Genomic DNA, 14,651 nt, shown 5'->3' on the forward strand with positions numbered 1-14,651 from the left:
CAACCACTACCTTAGCAACGATTACCGTTGCTGCTTTTTTGATTGGCTCTGGTTTGACTGGCTTTGCTACCTTTACCAAAGGCTTCGTATTTGACTTTGCTACTGGCTTTACTGGTGCTTTAGCGGCCTTCACTACCGCCTTTACTGCTACAGCCTTAGCAACTGGTTTAGCCGGAGCCTTTGTTTTTGCAGCTGGCTTTGTAACCGCCTTCACAGCAGTCTTGATTATTTTGACTGGCGCCTTAGCCTTTACTGCAGGCTTCGCTACTGACTTAGCCGCTGGCTTCGCTACTGACTTAGCCGCTGGCTTAGATGCTGACTTAGTTGCTGACTTAGCAGGTGTTTTTGCTTTTGCCACCGGTTTTGCTGGTGTCTTTACTTTTGCTTTCAACACTGGCTTTACTGGTGCCTTGGATTTGGCAACGGGTTTTGCTGGGGCCTTCGCTTTTGCTACCGGTTTTGCTTTCACTGCTGGCTTTGCGGCCTTAACAGATTTAGCTGGTGCTTTTGCAGCGGATTTAACTGGTTTTTTCTTAGTATTGGGCATTTATTAGCGCTTACTCACGTTGCTGATGATTGATCTCGACTGATGGTATCCAGCCACGGTGTTTACTTGCCCAAAATTTCTTCAAAATAAAGCGCAAGTGGCTGAATTAAATCGGTTTTTTCATTGGAATAGAGGATTATAGTCGAATGTGACTTTTTACTCCCTAGTTACTCTATAAATATGGGGTAAATTTCCGGTATTTCTAGGGTTAAATCAGAAAAATCCTATGAGAATTTTAATCTTTCACCTAACTCGCGATATCGCGCCCGATCTTGATCGGAAGCGGTGCTACCAGCGATCTTTTGGGCGATCTCTGTCATTTCGGTTTTGAGCTGAGTTAACTCAAGCTTTTTAAATGCCCCATCCAAATCAGCAGTCGCACCCTCGAGCTCTAGATCAGAGCCCATTACCCGCTTTCGAAGCACCTCATACAAAGGCGCAAGATTACTGCGAGAAAGTTGATCCTGAAAAAGGGCAAAGGCTCCCGCACCCACGGTAGGTGGTTTACCATTTTCACTAGGAATGAGCTCTACTAAATCGCATTGAATCAATAAATCTTGCATCAGAGCCAGCGCTTTTTCAGAGCGCAGCGCTGATGCCTTTAAAGCCAATGTTCGTTGATCTGGAGTGAGCGCTTTTCCTAGATGCGGAAACTGAATTAAGACCCGTAACATCTGCTCTGCTAAATCTGTTGGCGCTTGTGGCGGTGCAATATTCAGAGTGGCTATTCTTTTAGCAGACCCCTTGGATGCCTGCCAAGGCGCGCCCTGAGTACGATTATTGACATTGCCTTGATGAAAGCTTGAAGCGCGTTGATTGGTGCTGGAGTAAGTGCCTTGTTGCACCGGAGCTGGAACTACGGTCAGACCACAAAAAGATTCGAGCTCTGCAGGGGTAGAGTTGGTGCGAAGAGCGAGTTCACGCAGAATTTGCGTACGTAGCGCGATTGGTGGCATCGACAGTAACAGCGGTTTTGCAGCATGATGGGTTTGTGCCCTACCCTCTGGTGTAGTGAGCTCATGCTCCTGGCTGACGATCTTAAAAAAGAAGCTCGATAAAGACATTGCCTCTTTAATGACCTTTTCAAAAGCAGGGGCGCCGTATGCTCTGACATAGCTATCAGGGTCATGCTCTGTCGGTAAAAAGAGAAAGCGAATTTCTTTATCATCAGACATCAGTGGCAAACAAGCCTCCAGGGCACGCTGCGCTGCACGTTGCCCTGCCGAGTCACCATCAAATGAGAAAACAACACGATCGGCTTGGCGCAATAACATCCGTACATGGTTAGCGGTGCAAGCCGTGCCTAATGTCGCTACCGCATTTGGGAAGCCGAGTTGAGCTAGGGCGACAACGTCCATATACCCCTCGCACACCAGCACATATTCTTGAGCGCGAATAGCTTGTCTAGCTTCAAATAGTCCGTAGAGCGTATTGCCTTTTGAGAACAGCGGTGTTTCTGGTGAATTTAAGTATTTAGGTTCGCCTTGATCTAGGATGCGACCACCAAAACCAATCGTCTGACCCTTAGGGTTACGAATCGGAAACATAATACGATCCCGAAAGCGATCGTAGCGGCGTGCCGTTGAATTGCCTTCAACCTGTTCACTCTGAATCAGCAAACCGCCATCTAATAAGTTTTTTGCTACTTCATCATTGGCATAAGTGCCAAAGACAGCCTCAAGTCCTTGCCAGCCATCTGGCGCGTAACCTAATGCATAGCGTTTGGCAATCTCACCAGTCAGACCGCGACCTTTGAGATAGTCAACGGCACGGGTGGCGCCCTTTAATTGCTGGCGATACCAATCTGCAGCGCTACTCATAACCTCACTTAAAGCCATCGATTGCTGTTGACGAGCAACATCATGTGCAGTGCGCTCTTCGCGTGGAACGTCCAAACCTGCAGAGCGTGCTAAATCTTCAATCGCATCTACATAACCGAGCCCCGAATACTCCATCAAGAAACTAATGGCAGAGCCATGGGCTCCACAACCAAAGCAGTGATAAAACTGCTTAGTGGGCGATACCGAGAATGAGGGTGATTTTTCTGCATGAAAGGGGCACAAACCTTGAAAATTCGCGCCCGCTTTTTTTAACTTCACGTACTGCCCAACGATCTCCACAATATCAACCCGATTTAAGAGGTCGGCGATAAAGGATTGTGGGATGAGCGCCATGGTGGTGAATAAGGACTTGTTAGTCTGCCTATCTACTTATCTGCTTACTAATTTACTTGCTGATCTGCTTACTGAGCGAGTGCTGCTTTTACTAAACCAGATACTTTGCCCATATCCGCCTTACCGGCGAGCTGAGGCTTCAGAACGCCGATAACTTTACCCATATCTTGCGGGCCCGTAGCGCCAGTAGATGCCACAGCAGCAGCTACAGCTGCCTCGACTTCTACATCGGATAACTGAGCTGGTAAGTAGGCTTGCAAAATAATCATTTCAGCAGCCTCAATCGCGACTAGATCATCGCGCCCCGCTTTTTCAAACTGAGAGATGGAGTCTTTGCGTTGCTTGATCATCTTCTCTACTGTGGACACCACCCCAGCATCATCGACTACGATGCGCTCATCTACTTCACGTTGCTTAATAGCAGACAGTAATAAACGAATCGTGCCAAGTCGTGCAGTTTCTTTTGCACGCATTGCATTCTTCATATCTTCAGTAACTTGATCTCTGAGGCCCATCGCATTGACTCCCTATTAATTGAACGCTGTATGCACATCATCATTGTGCATTGAGTAATTGGCTTTTGCAGTACAACTTAAAAAGCAAAAACCCGCTGCGTTTCACCGTCAGCGGGCTTCAAAGCATCTCAGTGAAGAGCGCTTTTAAATGCGTTTAGAACAGCTTTTTAGGCAACATCTGACTGCGAATACGCTTGTAGTGTCGCTTAGCAGCGGCAGCCTTCTTACGCTTACGCTCAGCCGTTGGCTTCTCGTAAAACTCACGGGCACGCAAGTCGGTCAATAGGCCATTTTTTTCAATGGTGCGCTTGAAACGGCGTAATGCCACTTCAAAAGGTTCGTTTTCACGGAGGCGGACTGTAGTCATACTTGTTTAACTCGTATATGCTCGAAATAAATCGATAAATTAACTGAATCACGGATTCTAGCACGACAAAGTAAAAAATGATTGTTTTAGGTATAGAAACTTCGTGCGATGAGACGGGCTTAGCCCTCTACGACACTACTTCATGGGAAAACGGCGCTCCAGCCCATCAGGGCATCCTAGGGCAAGCGCTACACACGCAAATGGCCATGCACCGCGAATATGGCGGTGTTGTCCCTGAGCTGGCCTCCAGAGACCACATACGACGGGTCTTGCCCTTGCTAGAAGAAACACTCAAGCAAGCCCAATGCCAGTTGAGCGCAATTCATTCAGTGGCCTATACCCAAGGTCCTGGATTGGCTGGCGCGCTCTTAGTGGGAAGTACTTTTGCCAAGTCATTAGCCCAAGGACTGCGCCTGCCCACTATTGGCATTCACCATCTAGAGGGCCACTTGCTGTCTCCATTACTGGGAGAATCCGTACCCCAATTTCCCTTCATTGCTTTATTGGTTTCTGGGGGGCACACTCAGTTGATGCTGGTTAGCGGGGTTGGTAGATACCAACTTTTGGGTGAAACTTTAGATGACGCAGCAGGAGAAGCGTTCGACAAAACGGCCAAATTACTCGGTCTGGATTACCCCGGCGGCGCCGCTATTTCTGCGCTAGCAGAAAAGGGGCAGTCTGGACGTTTTGAACTTCCCAAACCGATGCTGCACTCAAAAGATTTGGATTTTTCCTTTTCTGGGCTCAAGACAGCCGTCCTGACACAGGTTAAGAAATTTGAAGCAAGCGGTGGCGCAGCAGATCAATCTGCGTTGGCAAGCTTTCATGCAGATCTAGCCAGAAGTTTTGTAGATTCTTTGGTGGCAGTTTTAGTGAGTAAATCAGAAAAGGCCCTCAAGCAAACCGGCTGCAAACACCTAGTACTTGCTGGCGGTGTTGGAGCAAACAAACAATTACGCAGCGCTTTAACTATCAGCGGCAAAAAGAATCATTTTGAGGTGCACTACCCACCCGTAGAGCTATGCACCGATAACGGTGTAATGATTGCTTTTGCCGGTGCCTTGCGCATGCTAGAAAACAATAATGGCTCCACCACATCCGGCGCTTTTGATATCAAACCCCGTTGGGATTTGGCTAGCAACAACTTAAGCTAGGTGGCGGTCAATGCAATAGCAGGAAAGCGCTGCGTGATTGCCTTCGCAATCCCAGCGGAGTCTAGGCCGCATTGACTCATGAGAAGCCTGTAGTCACCGTGCTCAACAAAGACATCTGGAATCCCCAATTGCAATACTGGCTTATAAATTCCCATTGCGCTAAAAGCTTCTAAGCAAGCGCTGCCTGCTCCACCCTGAATGGCCCCATCCTCAATAGTCACAAAATAATCATGATCCTGCGCCAATGATTTGAGTAACTCGATATCCAAGGGTTTGACAAAACGCATATTGGCTACTGTGGCATCGATTTGCTCGGCCACCTCTAGCGCTGGATATAACAAGGTACCAAACGCCAAGATGGCTACCCGTTGACCGGTAATAGCATTAGATCGACGGCGTAGCTCGCCCTGACCCAATGGAATTACCGGTAATTCTGTCGAGGGAATTGTGCCCACACCAGAGCCGCGCGGATAACGCACTGCACTGGGATGCGGCTGTTTAAACGCAGTCGTTAATAAATTGCGGCACTCTGCTTCGTCTGCTGGTGTCATCACTAGCATATTTGGAATACACCGCAAGAACGGGATGTCATATGCGCCAGCATGGGTCGCACCATCAGCACCCACTAAGCCCGCGCGATCCAAAGCAAACAGGACCGGTAAATCTTGAATAGCCACATCGTGAATGAGCTGATCATAAGCGCGCTGTAAGAACGTAGAGTAAATCGCTACAACCGGCTTCATACCCTCGCAAGCCATTCCGGCTGCAAAGGTCACGGCATGTTGCTCAGCAATACCTACGTCGTAGTAGCGCTCCGGAAATTGCTTTTCGAATTCGACCAAACCAGAACCTTCGCGCATCGCTGGCGTGATACCTACTAGCAATGGATCTGCCTTGGCCATATCGCACAACCAATCACCAAAAACTTGTGTAAAGGTTTTTAATGCTGGCGTGGTTGATTTTTTTACACCCTCTTCTGGGTTAAATTTACTTGGCCCATGGTAAAGAACCGGGTCAGCCTCGGCTAGTTCATAGCCCTGACCCTTACGAGTCACTACATGTAAAAACTGTGGTCCACGGCCTTCTAGGGCCAGGCGACGCACGTTCTGCAACATCGGAATCAAGGCGTCTAAATCATGTCCATCAATCGGACCAAAATAATTAAAGCCAAATTCTTGAAAAATGGTCGATGGAGAAACCATGCCTTTTGCATGATCTTCTAGGCGTTTAGCAAACTCACGTAAAGGCGGTGCTATCGATAAAACGCTATCGATACCCCGCTTTGTTGCCGAGTAGACATTACCGCTGAGTAATCTCGCCAGGTGACGATTGAGTGCACCCACCGCTGGAGAAATCGACATATCGTTGTCGTTCAGAATGACTACCAAAGGTAAGTCTTCATAAACACCCGCGTTATTCATCGCTTCAAATGCCATACCACCCGTCATTGCGCTATCGCCAATCACCGCAACCGCTACTTGCTTCTCGCCCTTAGTCTGAAACGCGCGCGCCATTCCCATGGCAGCAGAGATACTCGTGGAAGAGTGCCCTGTACCAAAGGCATCGTATTCACTTTCAGAGCGACGTGGAAAACCGGAGAGTCCATCAAACTGACGCAAGGTATGCATGCGATCACGGCGACCCGTCAGAATTTTATGAGGGTAACTTTGATGCCCCACATCCCAAACAATGCGATCACGCGGAGTATCAAACACATAATGCAAGGCAATCGATAACTCCACTGTTCCTAAATTCGAAGACAAATGTCCGCCAGTTTTAGAAACAGAATCTATTACAAACTGGCGTAACTCATCCGCCAAAGCAGGCAGCTGATCACGCGCTAATTTTTTTAAGTCGACAGGGGAATGAATGGAATTTAACGTCATCAAATCTTTAGTAATCTTGTTTGCCTCTATTTGCTTCTTTTTTTCTCTATTTATCTCTATTTATCTCTTTTAACCACCAGCCCAGCCAACGCTTTCAGTGCCCGAGCTTCATCACCAAAGCTAGCTAAGCTCACTATAGCGATTTCTTGTAATTCATTTGCAGCTTGCTGTGCATAGTCTAAACCCATCAAGGTCACATAGGTTGGCTTGTCATTCGCCGCATCTTTACCGGCCGTCTTGCCCAATGTTTGACTATCGGCAGTGGCATCCAAAATATCATCCACAATCTGAAACGCTAGCCCTAGGGCCTCAGAGTAAGTCGCTAAATGTTGCATTTGGGTTGAGCTCAGTTGCGCAGCAATACCCCCTAAACTGACTGCACATGACAACAAAGCACCTGTTTTCATGGCATGCATTTGTTTCAAGCCTGCTAAATCTAATTTTTTACCCACGCTCTCTAAATCAATCGCTTGACCTCCCGCCATACCGCGTGAACCGGATGCACTAGCCAGGGAGCGAATCATGCTCAAGCGAACCTGTACATCACCATTGGCATTGGTATTGGCATTGGCCAATACTTCAAAGGCTCGCGTTTGCAAAGCATCACCCACCAGCAAAGCAGTCGCTTCATCAAACGCTTTGTGCACGGTTGGTCGGCCCCGACGCAAATCATCATCGTCCATACAGGGCAAATCATCGTGCACTAATGAATACGCATGAATGCACTCAATAGCTACTGCAGCAGCATCTAAGGCGGCATCTAAAGACTCACCGCCCACTGTGCCCAACTCTCCAGCCGCATAGACCAATAATGGACGGATGCGCTTACCGCCACCTTGGGCGGCATAACGCATCGCTTGATGCAGGCGATGCGGATGCGTATTGGCGCCATCGAGCAAGGCATCTAAGGCCGATTCCGTCCTCAGCCCCCGAGTGCGGAGCCAATCTTCAAATTGAAAGGGTTGATTGATCAAGATCGCAATACTTCTTAAGCTTCAAACACGCGAACTTGTTGCTCAACTTGTGTCAGCATACCTTGGCAATGCTTTAATAATGCAGCGCCCCGTTGATAGGCCAAGAGCGTCTCCTCTAGGGAAAATTTGCCAGACTCCATGTCAGAAATCAGCATTTCTAACTCTTTTACAGCGTGCTCGTAGCGTAGTTTGGGGTCAATTTGAACCTCAAGATAGGACTTTTCACCCTCAGATTTCTTAGTTGGCATGCGCTTTGATCCTTCAAATGTCTGTCAAATATAGCCCTCTATATTAAAGCGAGAGGGGGTCGGATGGGTATAATCAACCCCTTCCTTTCCAATATCGATCCGTCGATGGTTGGATTGGTTATTCCGCTTAGCTTCGGCTGACGTTTTCGGGGGTGGGGAGAATGACTAATCTGGCTACCGCGCAGCAACTTGCGCCGTCCAATCTACAACTGCCGGTTTCGGCATATTTTGACGTTGATCTCTATCAGCGTGAAATGGCATTGCTATTTAAGCAGGGGCCAGGCTATGTAGGTCACGAACTCATGATTCCTGAAGTGGGCTCCTATCAAACCCTCACCTCAGAAAACGAAGGTCGCCTCCTCGTTCGCAACAAACAGGGCATTGAATTGCTATCCAATGTGTGCCGCCATCGCCAAGCTTTGATGCTTAATGGATCGGGCAAAGTAGACAATATTGTTTGTCCATTACATCGCTGGACCTATGATTTAGAAGGCGGCCTATTGGGCGCACCCCATTTTGAAGATAAGCCCTGTCTTAATTTAGGTAAGTCCCCCTTGCAAAATTGGCAAGGCCTCTTATTTGAAGGCCCTCGCGATGTGCGCTCTGATTTGGCTAATTTAGGAGTTGCCGGAGATCTTCAGTTTGAAGGTTACATTCTGGATCATGTCGAAGTGCATGAGTGCAACTACAACTGGAAGACATTTATTGAGGTCTACCTCGAGGACTACCACGTTGAACCCTTTCATGCGGGCCTGGGGAAGTTTGTTTCTTGCGAAGATCTGCACTGGGAGTTTGGTGACTGGCACAGCGTTCAAACTGTTGGTATTCATAAAAACTTAGAAAAGCCTGGTTCACCCACCTATCAAAAATGGCATGAAGCCGTGCTGCGCCATTACGAAGGCAAAACCCCTCGCCATGGTGCGATCTGGTTAACCTACTACCCCAATGTAATGGTGGAATGGTATCCAGGCGTACTGTGTGTCTCAACACTACATCCCCTAGGACCCAATAAAACACGCAATATTGTTGAGTTCTACTACCCTGAAGAAATTGCCTTGTTTGAGCGCGAGTTTGTTGAGGCTGAACGTGCCGCCTATATGGAAACCTGCTTGGAGGATGATGAGATTGCAGAGCGTATGGATGCAGGACGTGCAGTCCTGTTAGCGCGCGGCGAAAATGAAGTAGGTCCCTACCAAAGTCCCATGGAAGATGGCATGCAGCATTTTCATGAATGGTATCGCCGTGCTTTAAATTTTCAAGGCGCATAATTTAACTAGCCTTTTCTTTTTTATTGCATCGTCTTTGTGTATTTTTTCTCCTTAGAGGTATTACATGACACCACTCATCACTGCAAATCAATTAGAAGAAGCGCTCAATAGCGGAGAGAATGTTTTACTCTGCGACTGCCGTTTTGATTTAGTAGACCCAACCACCGGGCAAAAAGCTTACTTAGAAGGTCATATCCCCGGCGCGATTTATGTCGATCTAGATGAAGATCTTTCGGGTGATAAAAATGGTAATAACGGCCGCCACCCCCTTCCCACACCCCAGGCTTGGGCCCTCACCAAAAGCCGCTTAGGAATCGACGCTAACACTCTAGTAGTCGCTTATGACAATCAAGGTTCGGTCTATGCCAGCCGCCTCTGGTGGATGCTCAAAGCAACAGGCCATACCAAAGTACAGGTACTCGATGGTGGACTCGATGCCTGGAATGGCCCCATTGGCAATATCCCCCGTAAACCAAGCCCTTCGAGTACGGCAGCCCCAGTGATGCCTTTTGTTGGCCTGATTTTAGTCGATGCGGTTCTGAAAAATCTTCAGACGAAGAAAAATACTGTAATCGATGCGCGTGCGAATGATCGCTTTCAGGGGCAAAACGAAACCCTAGATCCGGTAGGTGGCCATATACCCAACGCGTTGAACTACTGCTTTAGAAGCAATCTATCTGGCAAAAGTTTTAAAACACCCGAACAGCTCTATCAGAATTTTGTTGGCTTACTGGGAACAACCAAAGCCGCTGAAGTCATTCACCAATGTGGCTCTGGCGTCACCGCTTGTCATAATTTAATGGCTATGGAGATTGCCGGCCTCAAAGGCTCTCGCTTATATGCAGGCAGTTGGAGTGAGTGGTGCGCAGATCCGAGTCGGCCCATCGCACTTTAGTGCAATACAGACAGCAAAATAACGAGCCCTACGCCACACGCAATTAAAACCGTTTGCCGTAATGACTCCAGCCAGTGAGGGCGGCGATGCATTTGCGGAATCAGATCGCTCACCGCAATATAAATAAAGCTACTCGAGGCAATCACGAGTAAGTAAGGCATCGCAGCATGGGCTTTTTCTAAAAAGAAATAAGCCAGCACACCACCAACAACCGCAGCTAGACCGCAAATGAGGTTGTAGAGCAAAGCCCGTGTTCGTGAAAATCCTGCATTTAATAACACTATAAAATCACCAATCTCTTGGGGGATTTCATGGGCAATAATCGCGATGGCCGTGAAAATACCTACTTGATAGTCCGCCATAAATGCTGCGGCAATCAGCACTCCATCCACAAAGTTATGAATGCCATCTCCGACTAGAATCATCCAGCCACTACGCCCAGCAACCTCAGCATCGTGACCATGGTGATGATCATGTCCATCGCCCTCATGGTGATGGCTATGGCGTAATAAGGAAATCTTTTCTAGGAAGAAAAAACCTAATAAACCAGCAAGCAAAGTAGCAAAGAGCAATTGTGGATTAACCCCCTCCATCATGAAAGCTTCAGGAAGCGAATGGAGCAAAGCTGTAGCCAATAAAATACCTACAGAGACGCTCACCATGTTGTGAACCATCTTAGATAAGAAGGCCATCGAAAAACTAGCGGCAACCATGACGCTAGCCGTACCTGCCAATGCAGTCACGAGCAATATGGTTTGCAGTACTGTCATAAACGCTTATGCCACTCCGTTTTGTTTAAACCAAGCTAAGCACTTTTCCCAACCATCTTTTGCTGGGCCCTCGCGATACGTTGCACGATAGTCCGCATGAAAGGCATGAGGTGCATCTGGATAAATCTCAAAACGAGATGCTTTAGCTGCGGGATTTTTTGCTGCCGCTGTTACGAGGGCTGCGCGCATTTGCTCAACACTCTCCAAAGAAATACCCGTGTCTGCTGCGCCATATAGACCTAGAACAGGGGCTTTTAACTCTGCAGCAATGTCGACTGGATGACGAGGACTATTTTCTGTTTTCTCACCAATCACACGACCATACCAAGCTACCCCCGCACGTACTTGCGGAAGCGTAGCCGCAAGCCAAGTAATCCGACCGCCCCAACAAAAACCCGTCACGCCGACTTTTTTGAGATCGCCCCCATTCTTGCCAGCCCACACCAAGGCCGCCTGAAGGTCATTTAACACTTGAGTATCTGAAGTCTTGGCGATGATGTTACTTTGAATTTCTGCAATCGTTCCGTATGTATTAGGATCGCCCGCGCGAGTAAAAAATTCTGGGGCAATCGCTAGGTAGCCTAATTTGGCAAAACGGCGGGTGACATCAGCAATGTACTCATGCACACCAAAAATTTCACTCGTTACAATCACAATCGGTAGGGCCCCTTTAGACTTCTCTGGACGAGAAACATAAGCGGGTAACTGAAAGCTACCAATGGGAATCATCTGCTCACCAGCTTTGATGCCCTTAAAGTCAGTCTCAATCGCAGCGGCCATAACAGGCTCTGACGCGGTAACAAACCCAATTCCAATAGCGGTAGCACTCACTGCTGAAGCCTTCATAAAGCCTCTTCTATGGCTCGATACCGGTGTTAAATCTTGATTCTTTTTCGCAGTCATATTTCTGTGCCCCCTAATGAATGATCCAAATAAATTAATGCGCTTCTTCCCAATTATCGCCAATCCCAATACCTACTACCAAAGGAACCTTTAAATCAGCTACTTTACACATCAGATCAGGTAATTTTTCCTGTAAGAGCTCGAGCTCATCCAGGGGTACGTCAAATACCAGTTCATCATGAACCTGCAACAGCATGCGGGTCTTGAGCTGCTCCTTTTCAAGCCAGTTTTCCACGGCAACCATCGCTAACTTAATCAGGTCAGCGGCCGTTCCTTGCATGGGCGCATTAATGGCCGCACGCTCAGCACCCTGGCGACGCGGTCCATTAGAGCCCTTAATTTCTGGCAACCACAGACGCCGACCAAAGACAGTCTCTACATACCCATTTTCTCTAGCCTCTTGACGAGTACGCTCCATATATTGAGCTACACCCGGATAACGGTCAAAATATTTGGCAATGTAAATTTGTGCCGCAGAGCGTTCAATCCCTAAATTACCAGCCAAACCAAAGGCGCTCATGCCATAAATCAGGCCAAAATTAATTACCTTGGCATAACGACGCTGCTCTGAAGTGACTGCTTCTAACGAAACTCCAAAGATCTCTGCAGCAGTTGCTTGGTGAACATCTCTACCTGCAGCGAAAGCCGCTAGCAAATTTTCATCCTCGGCAATATGGGCCATGATGCGCAGTTCAATTTGCGAATAATCTGCAGACAGTAACTTACAACCCTCTGCCGGAATAAAAGCCTCACGAATACGCCGACCCTCTTCTGTGCGCACAGGAATATTCTGTAAATTAGGCTCGCTCGAAGCCAAGCGTCCCGTTACGGCAGTAGCTTGTGAAAAATGGGTATGCACTCGCCCTGTCTTAGGATCTACCATGCGCGGCAGTTTCTCAATATACGTAGACATCAATTTGGCTAAGCTTCGGTAGTCCAAAATACGTGCCGGTAGAGGGTAGTCTTCAGCTAACTTTTGCAGTACTTCTTCGTCTGTTGAGGGGGCACCAGATGGCGTCTTCTTTATTACTGGAAGTGCTAGCTGTCCAAACAGAATTTCTGCAATTTGTTTTGGAGATTGAATATTAAAGGGCTGCCCTGCCAATGTATGAATTTCACCCTCTAAGGCAAGTAGCCGTTTACCAACTTCCTGGCCCTGCTTTGAAAGTAGCGCTGTATTAATCCGAATCCCATTACGCTCCATGATTCCTAAAACGCGCATTGCTGGCATCTCAATCTGTTGATAGACATACAGCAAGCCAGGACTTGCTTGAATTTGCGGCCACAACGTCGCATGCAGACGCAAGGTAATGTCTGCATCTTCAGCGGCGTAATTGGTAGCAATACTGAGGTCAACTTGGTCAAAGCCAATTTGATGAACACCCTTACCACAAACCTCTTCATAACGAACAGTCTTCATGCCAAGATGTCGATCTGCAAGGCTATCCATATTGTGTGGCATGTGAGATTCAAGCACATAGGATTCGAGTAAAGTATCAAACTCAATACCCTGCAAGGTAATGCCATAGTTGGCCAAAATATGCGCGTCATACTTCAGGTTTTGACCTACCTTTAGAGCAGCAGCATTTTCAAGCCAGGGTTTCATACGAGCTAAAACATCCTCGCGCTTGAGCTGAGTTTCACCATTTCGATGCGCTACGGGAATATAGCAAGCCTCACCAGGGGTGACGCAGAGTGAAATACCCACTAACTCTGCAGCAAGGGCATCTAAGCTGGTGGTCTCTGTATCAACTGCAGTAAGTTGTGCGGCTTCAATCTTTCGCATCCAGCGCTCAAATGCGGCGTCATCTACTACGCACTCATATGCTTTTGCAATGGCACCTTGTAGCTCAGCGGTCTCTTGAGACAGTGCTGTAGTTGGAGCTAGCGCAATGGCGCCCAATTTTTTACTAGCGCCCTGATCGCTCAAATGAGGGGTAGCCTTAATCGGGCTCCCCGCAAGATCAAACCCTCCTCCAACCTCCAATCCAGGAGCCCCACCAAGCTGTTTCTCCACATCGCGCAACCAAGTTTTAAAAGCGTATTGTTCAAACAGATCGCGTAACCGGGTGGCATCTTCTGGCTTGGCGTGCAAGTCATCTAGGCAAGGTAGATGGGCAGACAAATCACAATCGGTTTTAACGGTAATGAGCTGGCGCGCTTGCGGCAACCACGGCAAAGTATTGCGTAAATTCTCACCCACAACGCCTTTAATTTGATCGGCGTTAGCCATCAGCTGATCTAAATCACCAAATTCAGCTAACCATTTATTGGCGGTCTTAGGGCCCGCCTTTGGCACTCCCGGAACGTTATCAACCGTATCACCAATAATGGAAAGGTAGTCTACGATGCGCTCTGGTGGCACGCCGAATTTAGCAATGACTCCTTCGATATCGAGCCTTTCATCGGTCATCGTATTGATCAACGTGACAGACGCGTTCACTAGCTGCGCTAAGTCTTTATCTCCTGTAGAAATAATCGTTTCCCATCCGGCTGCTGTGGCTTGGCATGCGAGCGTGCCAATGACATCATCTGCCTCAACTCCTGAAACCATTAATACTGGCCAACCCAAAGCCTTCACCATTGCATGAATCGGCTCTATCTGCTTGACTAAGTCCTCCGGCATTGGTGAGCGATGCGCTTTGTACTCAGAGTACATTTCATCGCGGAAAGTTTTACCTTTAGCGTCAAAAACACAGGCAATATGGTCAGCCTGAAGCTCGGATCTGGCCCGACGCATCATGTTGACCACCCCATAAATTGCCCCAGTGGGTTCTCCAGCCCCATTTCGGAGGTCCGGCATGGCATGAAAGGCGCGATATAGGTAGCTAGAGCCGTCTACCAACAAGAGTCTATGTTTAGTCATACCGCAATCGTACAATCTAGTTACTATTAATCCACGAGTTCAACTGAAATAGACCTAAAAATAGGCCTTAAAAGGTAAAAATAA

Annotated in this window: 13 protein-coding genes; 4 read left to right on the forward strand and 9 right to left on the reverse strand. The window is 47.9% G+C overall.

Translation table 11 applies throughout. From position 1 onward, the window contains the following. Positions 1–53 precede the first annotated feature (53 nt). A complete protein-coding gene (locus tag B0G85_RS10405; RefSeq protein ID WP_232725972.1) occupies positions 54–554 on the forward strand; it encodes a hypothetical protein in 501 nt (166 codons plus the stop codon). A 217-nt stretch (positions 555–771) separates the two neighbouring features. Here the strand turns inward: B0G85_RS10405 and dnaG are convergent, their stop codons facing one another. From dnaG to rpsU, 3 genes are all read right to left on the reverse strand, one after another. After that, positions 772–2,721 carry a DNA primase gene (dnaG, locus tag B0G85_RS06295; RefSeq protein WP_100379613.1) on the reverse strand — a complete coding sequence of 650 codons (1,950 nt, stop codon included), beginning with the start codon at positions 2,719–2,721 and terminating at the stop codon, positions 772–774. A 68-nt stretch (positions 2,722–2,789) separates the two neighbouring features. After that, entirely contained in the window at positions 2,790–3,236 is a 447-nt protein-coding gene (locus B0G85_RS06300) for a GatB/YqeY domain-containing protein (protein ID WP_100379614.1), read from the reverse strand. A gap of 154 nt (positions 3,237–3,390) precedes the next feature. Then, positions 3,391–3,603, reverse strand: coding sequence for a 30S ribosomal protein S21 (gene rpsU, locus B0G85_RS06305; protein WP_100379615.1), 213 nt, complete (start codon positions 3,601–3,603; stop codon positions 3,391–3,393). A gap of 77 nt (positions 3,604–3,680) precedes the next feature. Here rpsU and tsaD point away from each other — a divergent pair, with 77 nt between their 5' ends. After that, on the forward strand, positions 3,681–4,757 hold the full coding sequence (gene tsaD, locus B0G85_RS06310; protein WP_100379616.1) for a tRNA (adenosine(37)-N6)-threonylcarbamoyltransferase complex transferase subunit TsaD: 1,077 nt from the start codon (positions 3,681–3,683) through the stop codon (positions 4,755–4,757). On the opposite strand, the gene dxs is transcribed toward tsaD, so the two are convergent. Genes dxs through xseB form a run of 3 tightly spaced genes read right to left on the reverse strand, consistent with a single transcriptional unit; the run spans position 4,754 to position 7,865 of the window. Continuing rightward, the gene (dxs, locus tag B0G85_RS06315; protein ID WP_100379617.1) at positions 4,754–6,643 is read right to left on the reverse strand and encodes a 1-deoxy-D-xylulose-5-phosphate synthase; all 1,890 of its coding nucleotides are present in this window, start codon (positions 6,641–6,643) and stop codon (positions 4,754–4,756) included. The two genes, tsaD and dxs, sit on opposite strands and share 4 nt — an antisense overlap. A 56-nt stretch (positions 6,644–6,699) precedes the next feature. Next, positions 6,700–7,614, reverse strand: a complete 915-nt coding sequence (locus B0G85_RS06320) for a polyprenyl synthetase family protein (protein WP_100379928.1) — start codon at positions 7,612–7,614, stop codon at positions 6,700–6,702. A 17-nt stretch (positions 7,615–7,631) separates the two neighbouring features. Beyond that, positions 7,632–7,865, reverse strand: coding sequence for an exodeoxyribonuclease VII small subunit (xseB, locus tag B0G85_RS06325; protein WP_100379618.1), 234 nt, complete (start codon positions 7,863–7,865; stop codon positions 7,632–7,634). A 161-nt stretch (positions 7,866–8,026) separates the two neighbouring features. Here xseB and B0G85_RS06330 point away from each other — a divergent pair, with 161 nt between their 5' ends. Both B0G85_RS06330 and B0G85_RS06335 read left to right on the forward strand, forming a co-directional pair. Then, a complete protein-coding gene (locus B0G85_RS06330; RefSeq protein WP_100379619.1) occupies positions 8,027–9,133 on the forward strand; it encodes an aromatic ring-hydroxylating oxygenase subunit alpha in 1,107 nt (368 codons plus the stop codon). A gap of 64 nt (positions 9,134–9,197) precedes the next feature. Further along, complete coding sequence (locus tag B0G85_RS06335; protein ID WP_100379620.1) at positions 9,198–10,028, forward strand: sulfurtransferase; 831 nt, start codon at positions 9,198–9,200, stop codon at positions 10,026–10,028. On the opposite strand, the gene B0G85_RS06340 is transcribed toward B0G85_RS06335, so the two are convergent. Genes B0G85_RS06340 through polA form a run of 3 tightly spaced genes read right to left on the reverse strand, consistent with a single transcriptional unit; the run spans position 10,025 to position 14,567 of the window. Then, positions 10,025–10,798 carry a ZIP family metal transporter gene (locus B0G85_RS06340; RefSeq protein ID WP_100379621.1) on the reverse strand — a complete coding sequence of 258 codons (774 nt, stop codon included), beginning with the start codon at positions 10,796–10,798 and terminating at the stop codon, positions 10,025–10,027. The two genes, B0G85_RS06335 and B0G85_RS06340, sit on opposite strands and share 4 nt — an antisense overlap. 6 nt (positions 10,799–10,804) lie before the next feature. After that, positions 10,805–11,701: a dienelactone hydrolase family protein gene (locus B0G85_RS06345; RefSeq protein ID WP_100379622.1), complete on the reverse strand. Its 897-nt coding sequence runs from the start codon at positions 11,699–11,701 to the stop codon at positions 10,805–10,807. A 34-nt stretch (positions 11,702–11,735) separates the two neighbouring features. Beyond that, on the reverse strand, positions 11,736–14,567 hold the full coding sequence (gene polA, locus B0G85_RS06350; protein WP_100379623.1) for a DNA polymerase I: 2,832 nt from the start codon (positions 14,565–14,567) through the stop codon (positions 11,736–11,738). Positions 14,568–14,651 lie beyond the last annotated feature (84 nt).

Origin of the sequence: Polynucleobacter brandtiae (assembly GCF_002797575.1) — a bacterium.
GTDB classification, from domain to species: domain Bacteria; phylum Pseudomonadota; class Gammaproteobacteria; order Burkholderiales; family Burkholderiaceae; genus Polynucleobacter; species Polynucleobacter brandtiae.

What these genes read in the sequence shown, in the direction of transcription:
- dnaG (WP_100379613.1), bottom strand. Translation starts at nt 2,721, where the DNA reads ATGGCGCTCATCCCACAATCCTTTATCGCCGACCTCTTAAATCGGGTT.
- B0G85_RS06300 (WP_100379614.1), bottom strand. Translation starts at nt 3,236, where the DNA reads ATGGGCCTCAGAGATCAAGTTACTGAAGATATGAAGAATGCAATGCGT.
- rpsU (WP_100379615.1), bottom strand. Translation starts at nt 3,603, where the DNA reads ATGACTACAGTCCGCCTCCGTGAAAACGAACCTTTTGAAGTGGCATTA.
- tsaD (WP_100379616.1), top strand. Translation starts at nt 3,681, where the DNA reads ATGATTGTTTTAGGTATAGAAACTTCGTGCGATGAGACGGGCTTAGCC.
- dxs (WP_100379617.1), bottom strand. Translation starts at nt 6,643, where the DNA reads ATGACGTTAAATTCCATTCATTCCCCTGTCGACTTAAAAAAATTAGCG.
- xseB (WP_100379618.1), bottom strand. Translation starts at nt 7,865, where the DNA reads ATGCCAACTAAGAAATCTGAGGGTGAAAAGTCCTATCTTGAGGTTCAA.
- B0G85_RS06330 (WP_100379619.1), top strand. Translation starts at nt 8,027, where the DNA reads ATGACTAATCTGGCTACCGCGCAGCAACTTGCGCCGTCCAATCTACAA.
- B0G85_RS06335 (WP_100379620.1), top strand. Translation starts at nt 9,198, where the DNA reads ATGACACCACTCATCACTGCAAATCAATTAGAAGAAGCGCTCAATAGC.
- B0G85_RS06340 (WP_100379621.1), bottom strand. Translation starts at nt 10,798, where the DNA reads ATGACAGTACTGCAAACCATATTGCTCGTGACTGCATTGGCAGGTACG.
- B0G85_RS06345 (WP_100379622.1), bottom strand. Translation starts at nt 11,701, where the DNA reads ATGACTGCGAAAAAGAATCAAGATTTAACACCGGTATCGAGCCATAGA.
- polA (WP_100379623.1), bottom strand. Translation starts at nt 14,567, where the DNA reads ATGACTAAACATAGACTCTTGTTGGTAGACGGCTCTAGCTACCTATAT.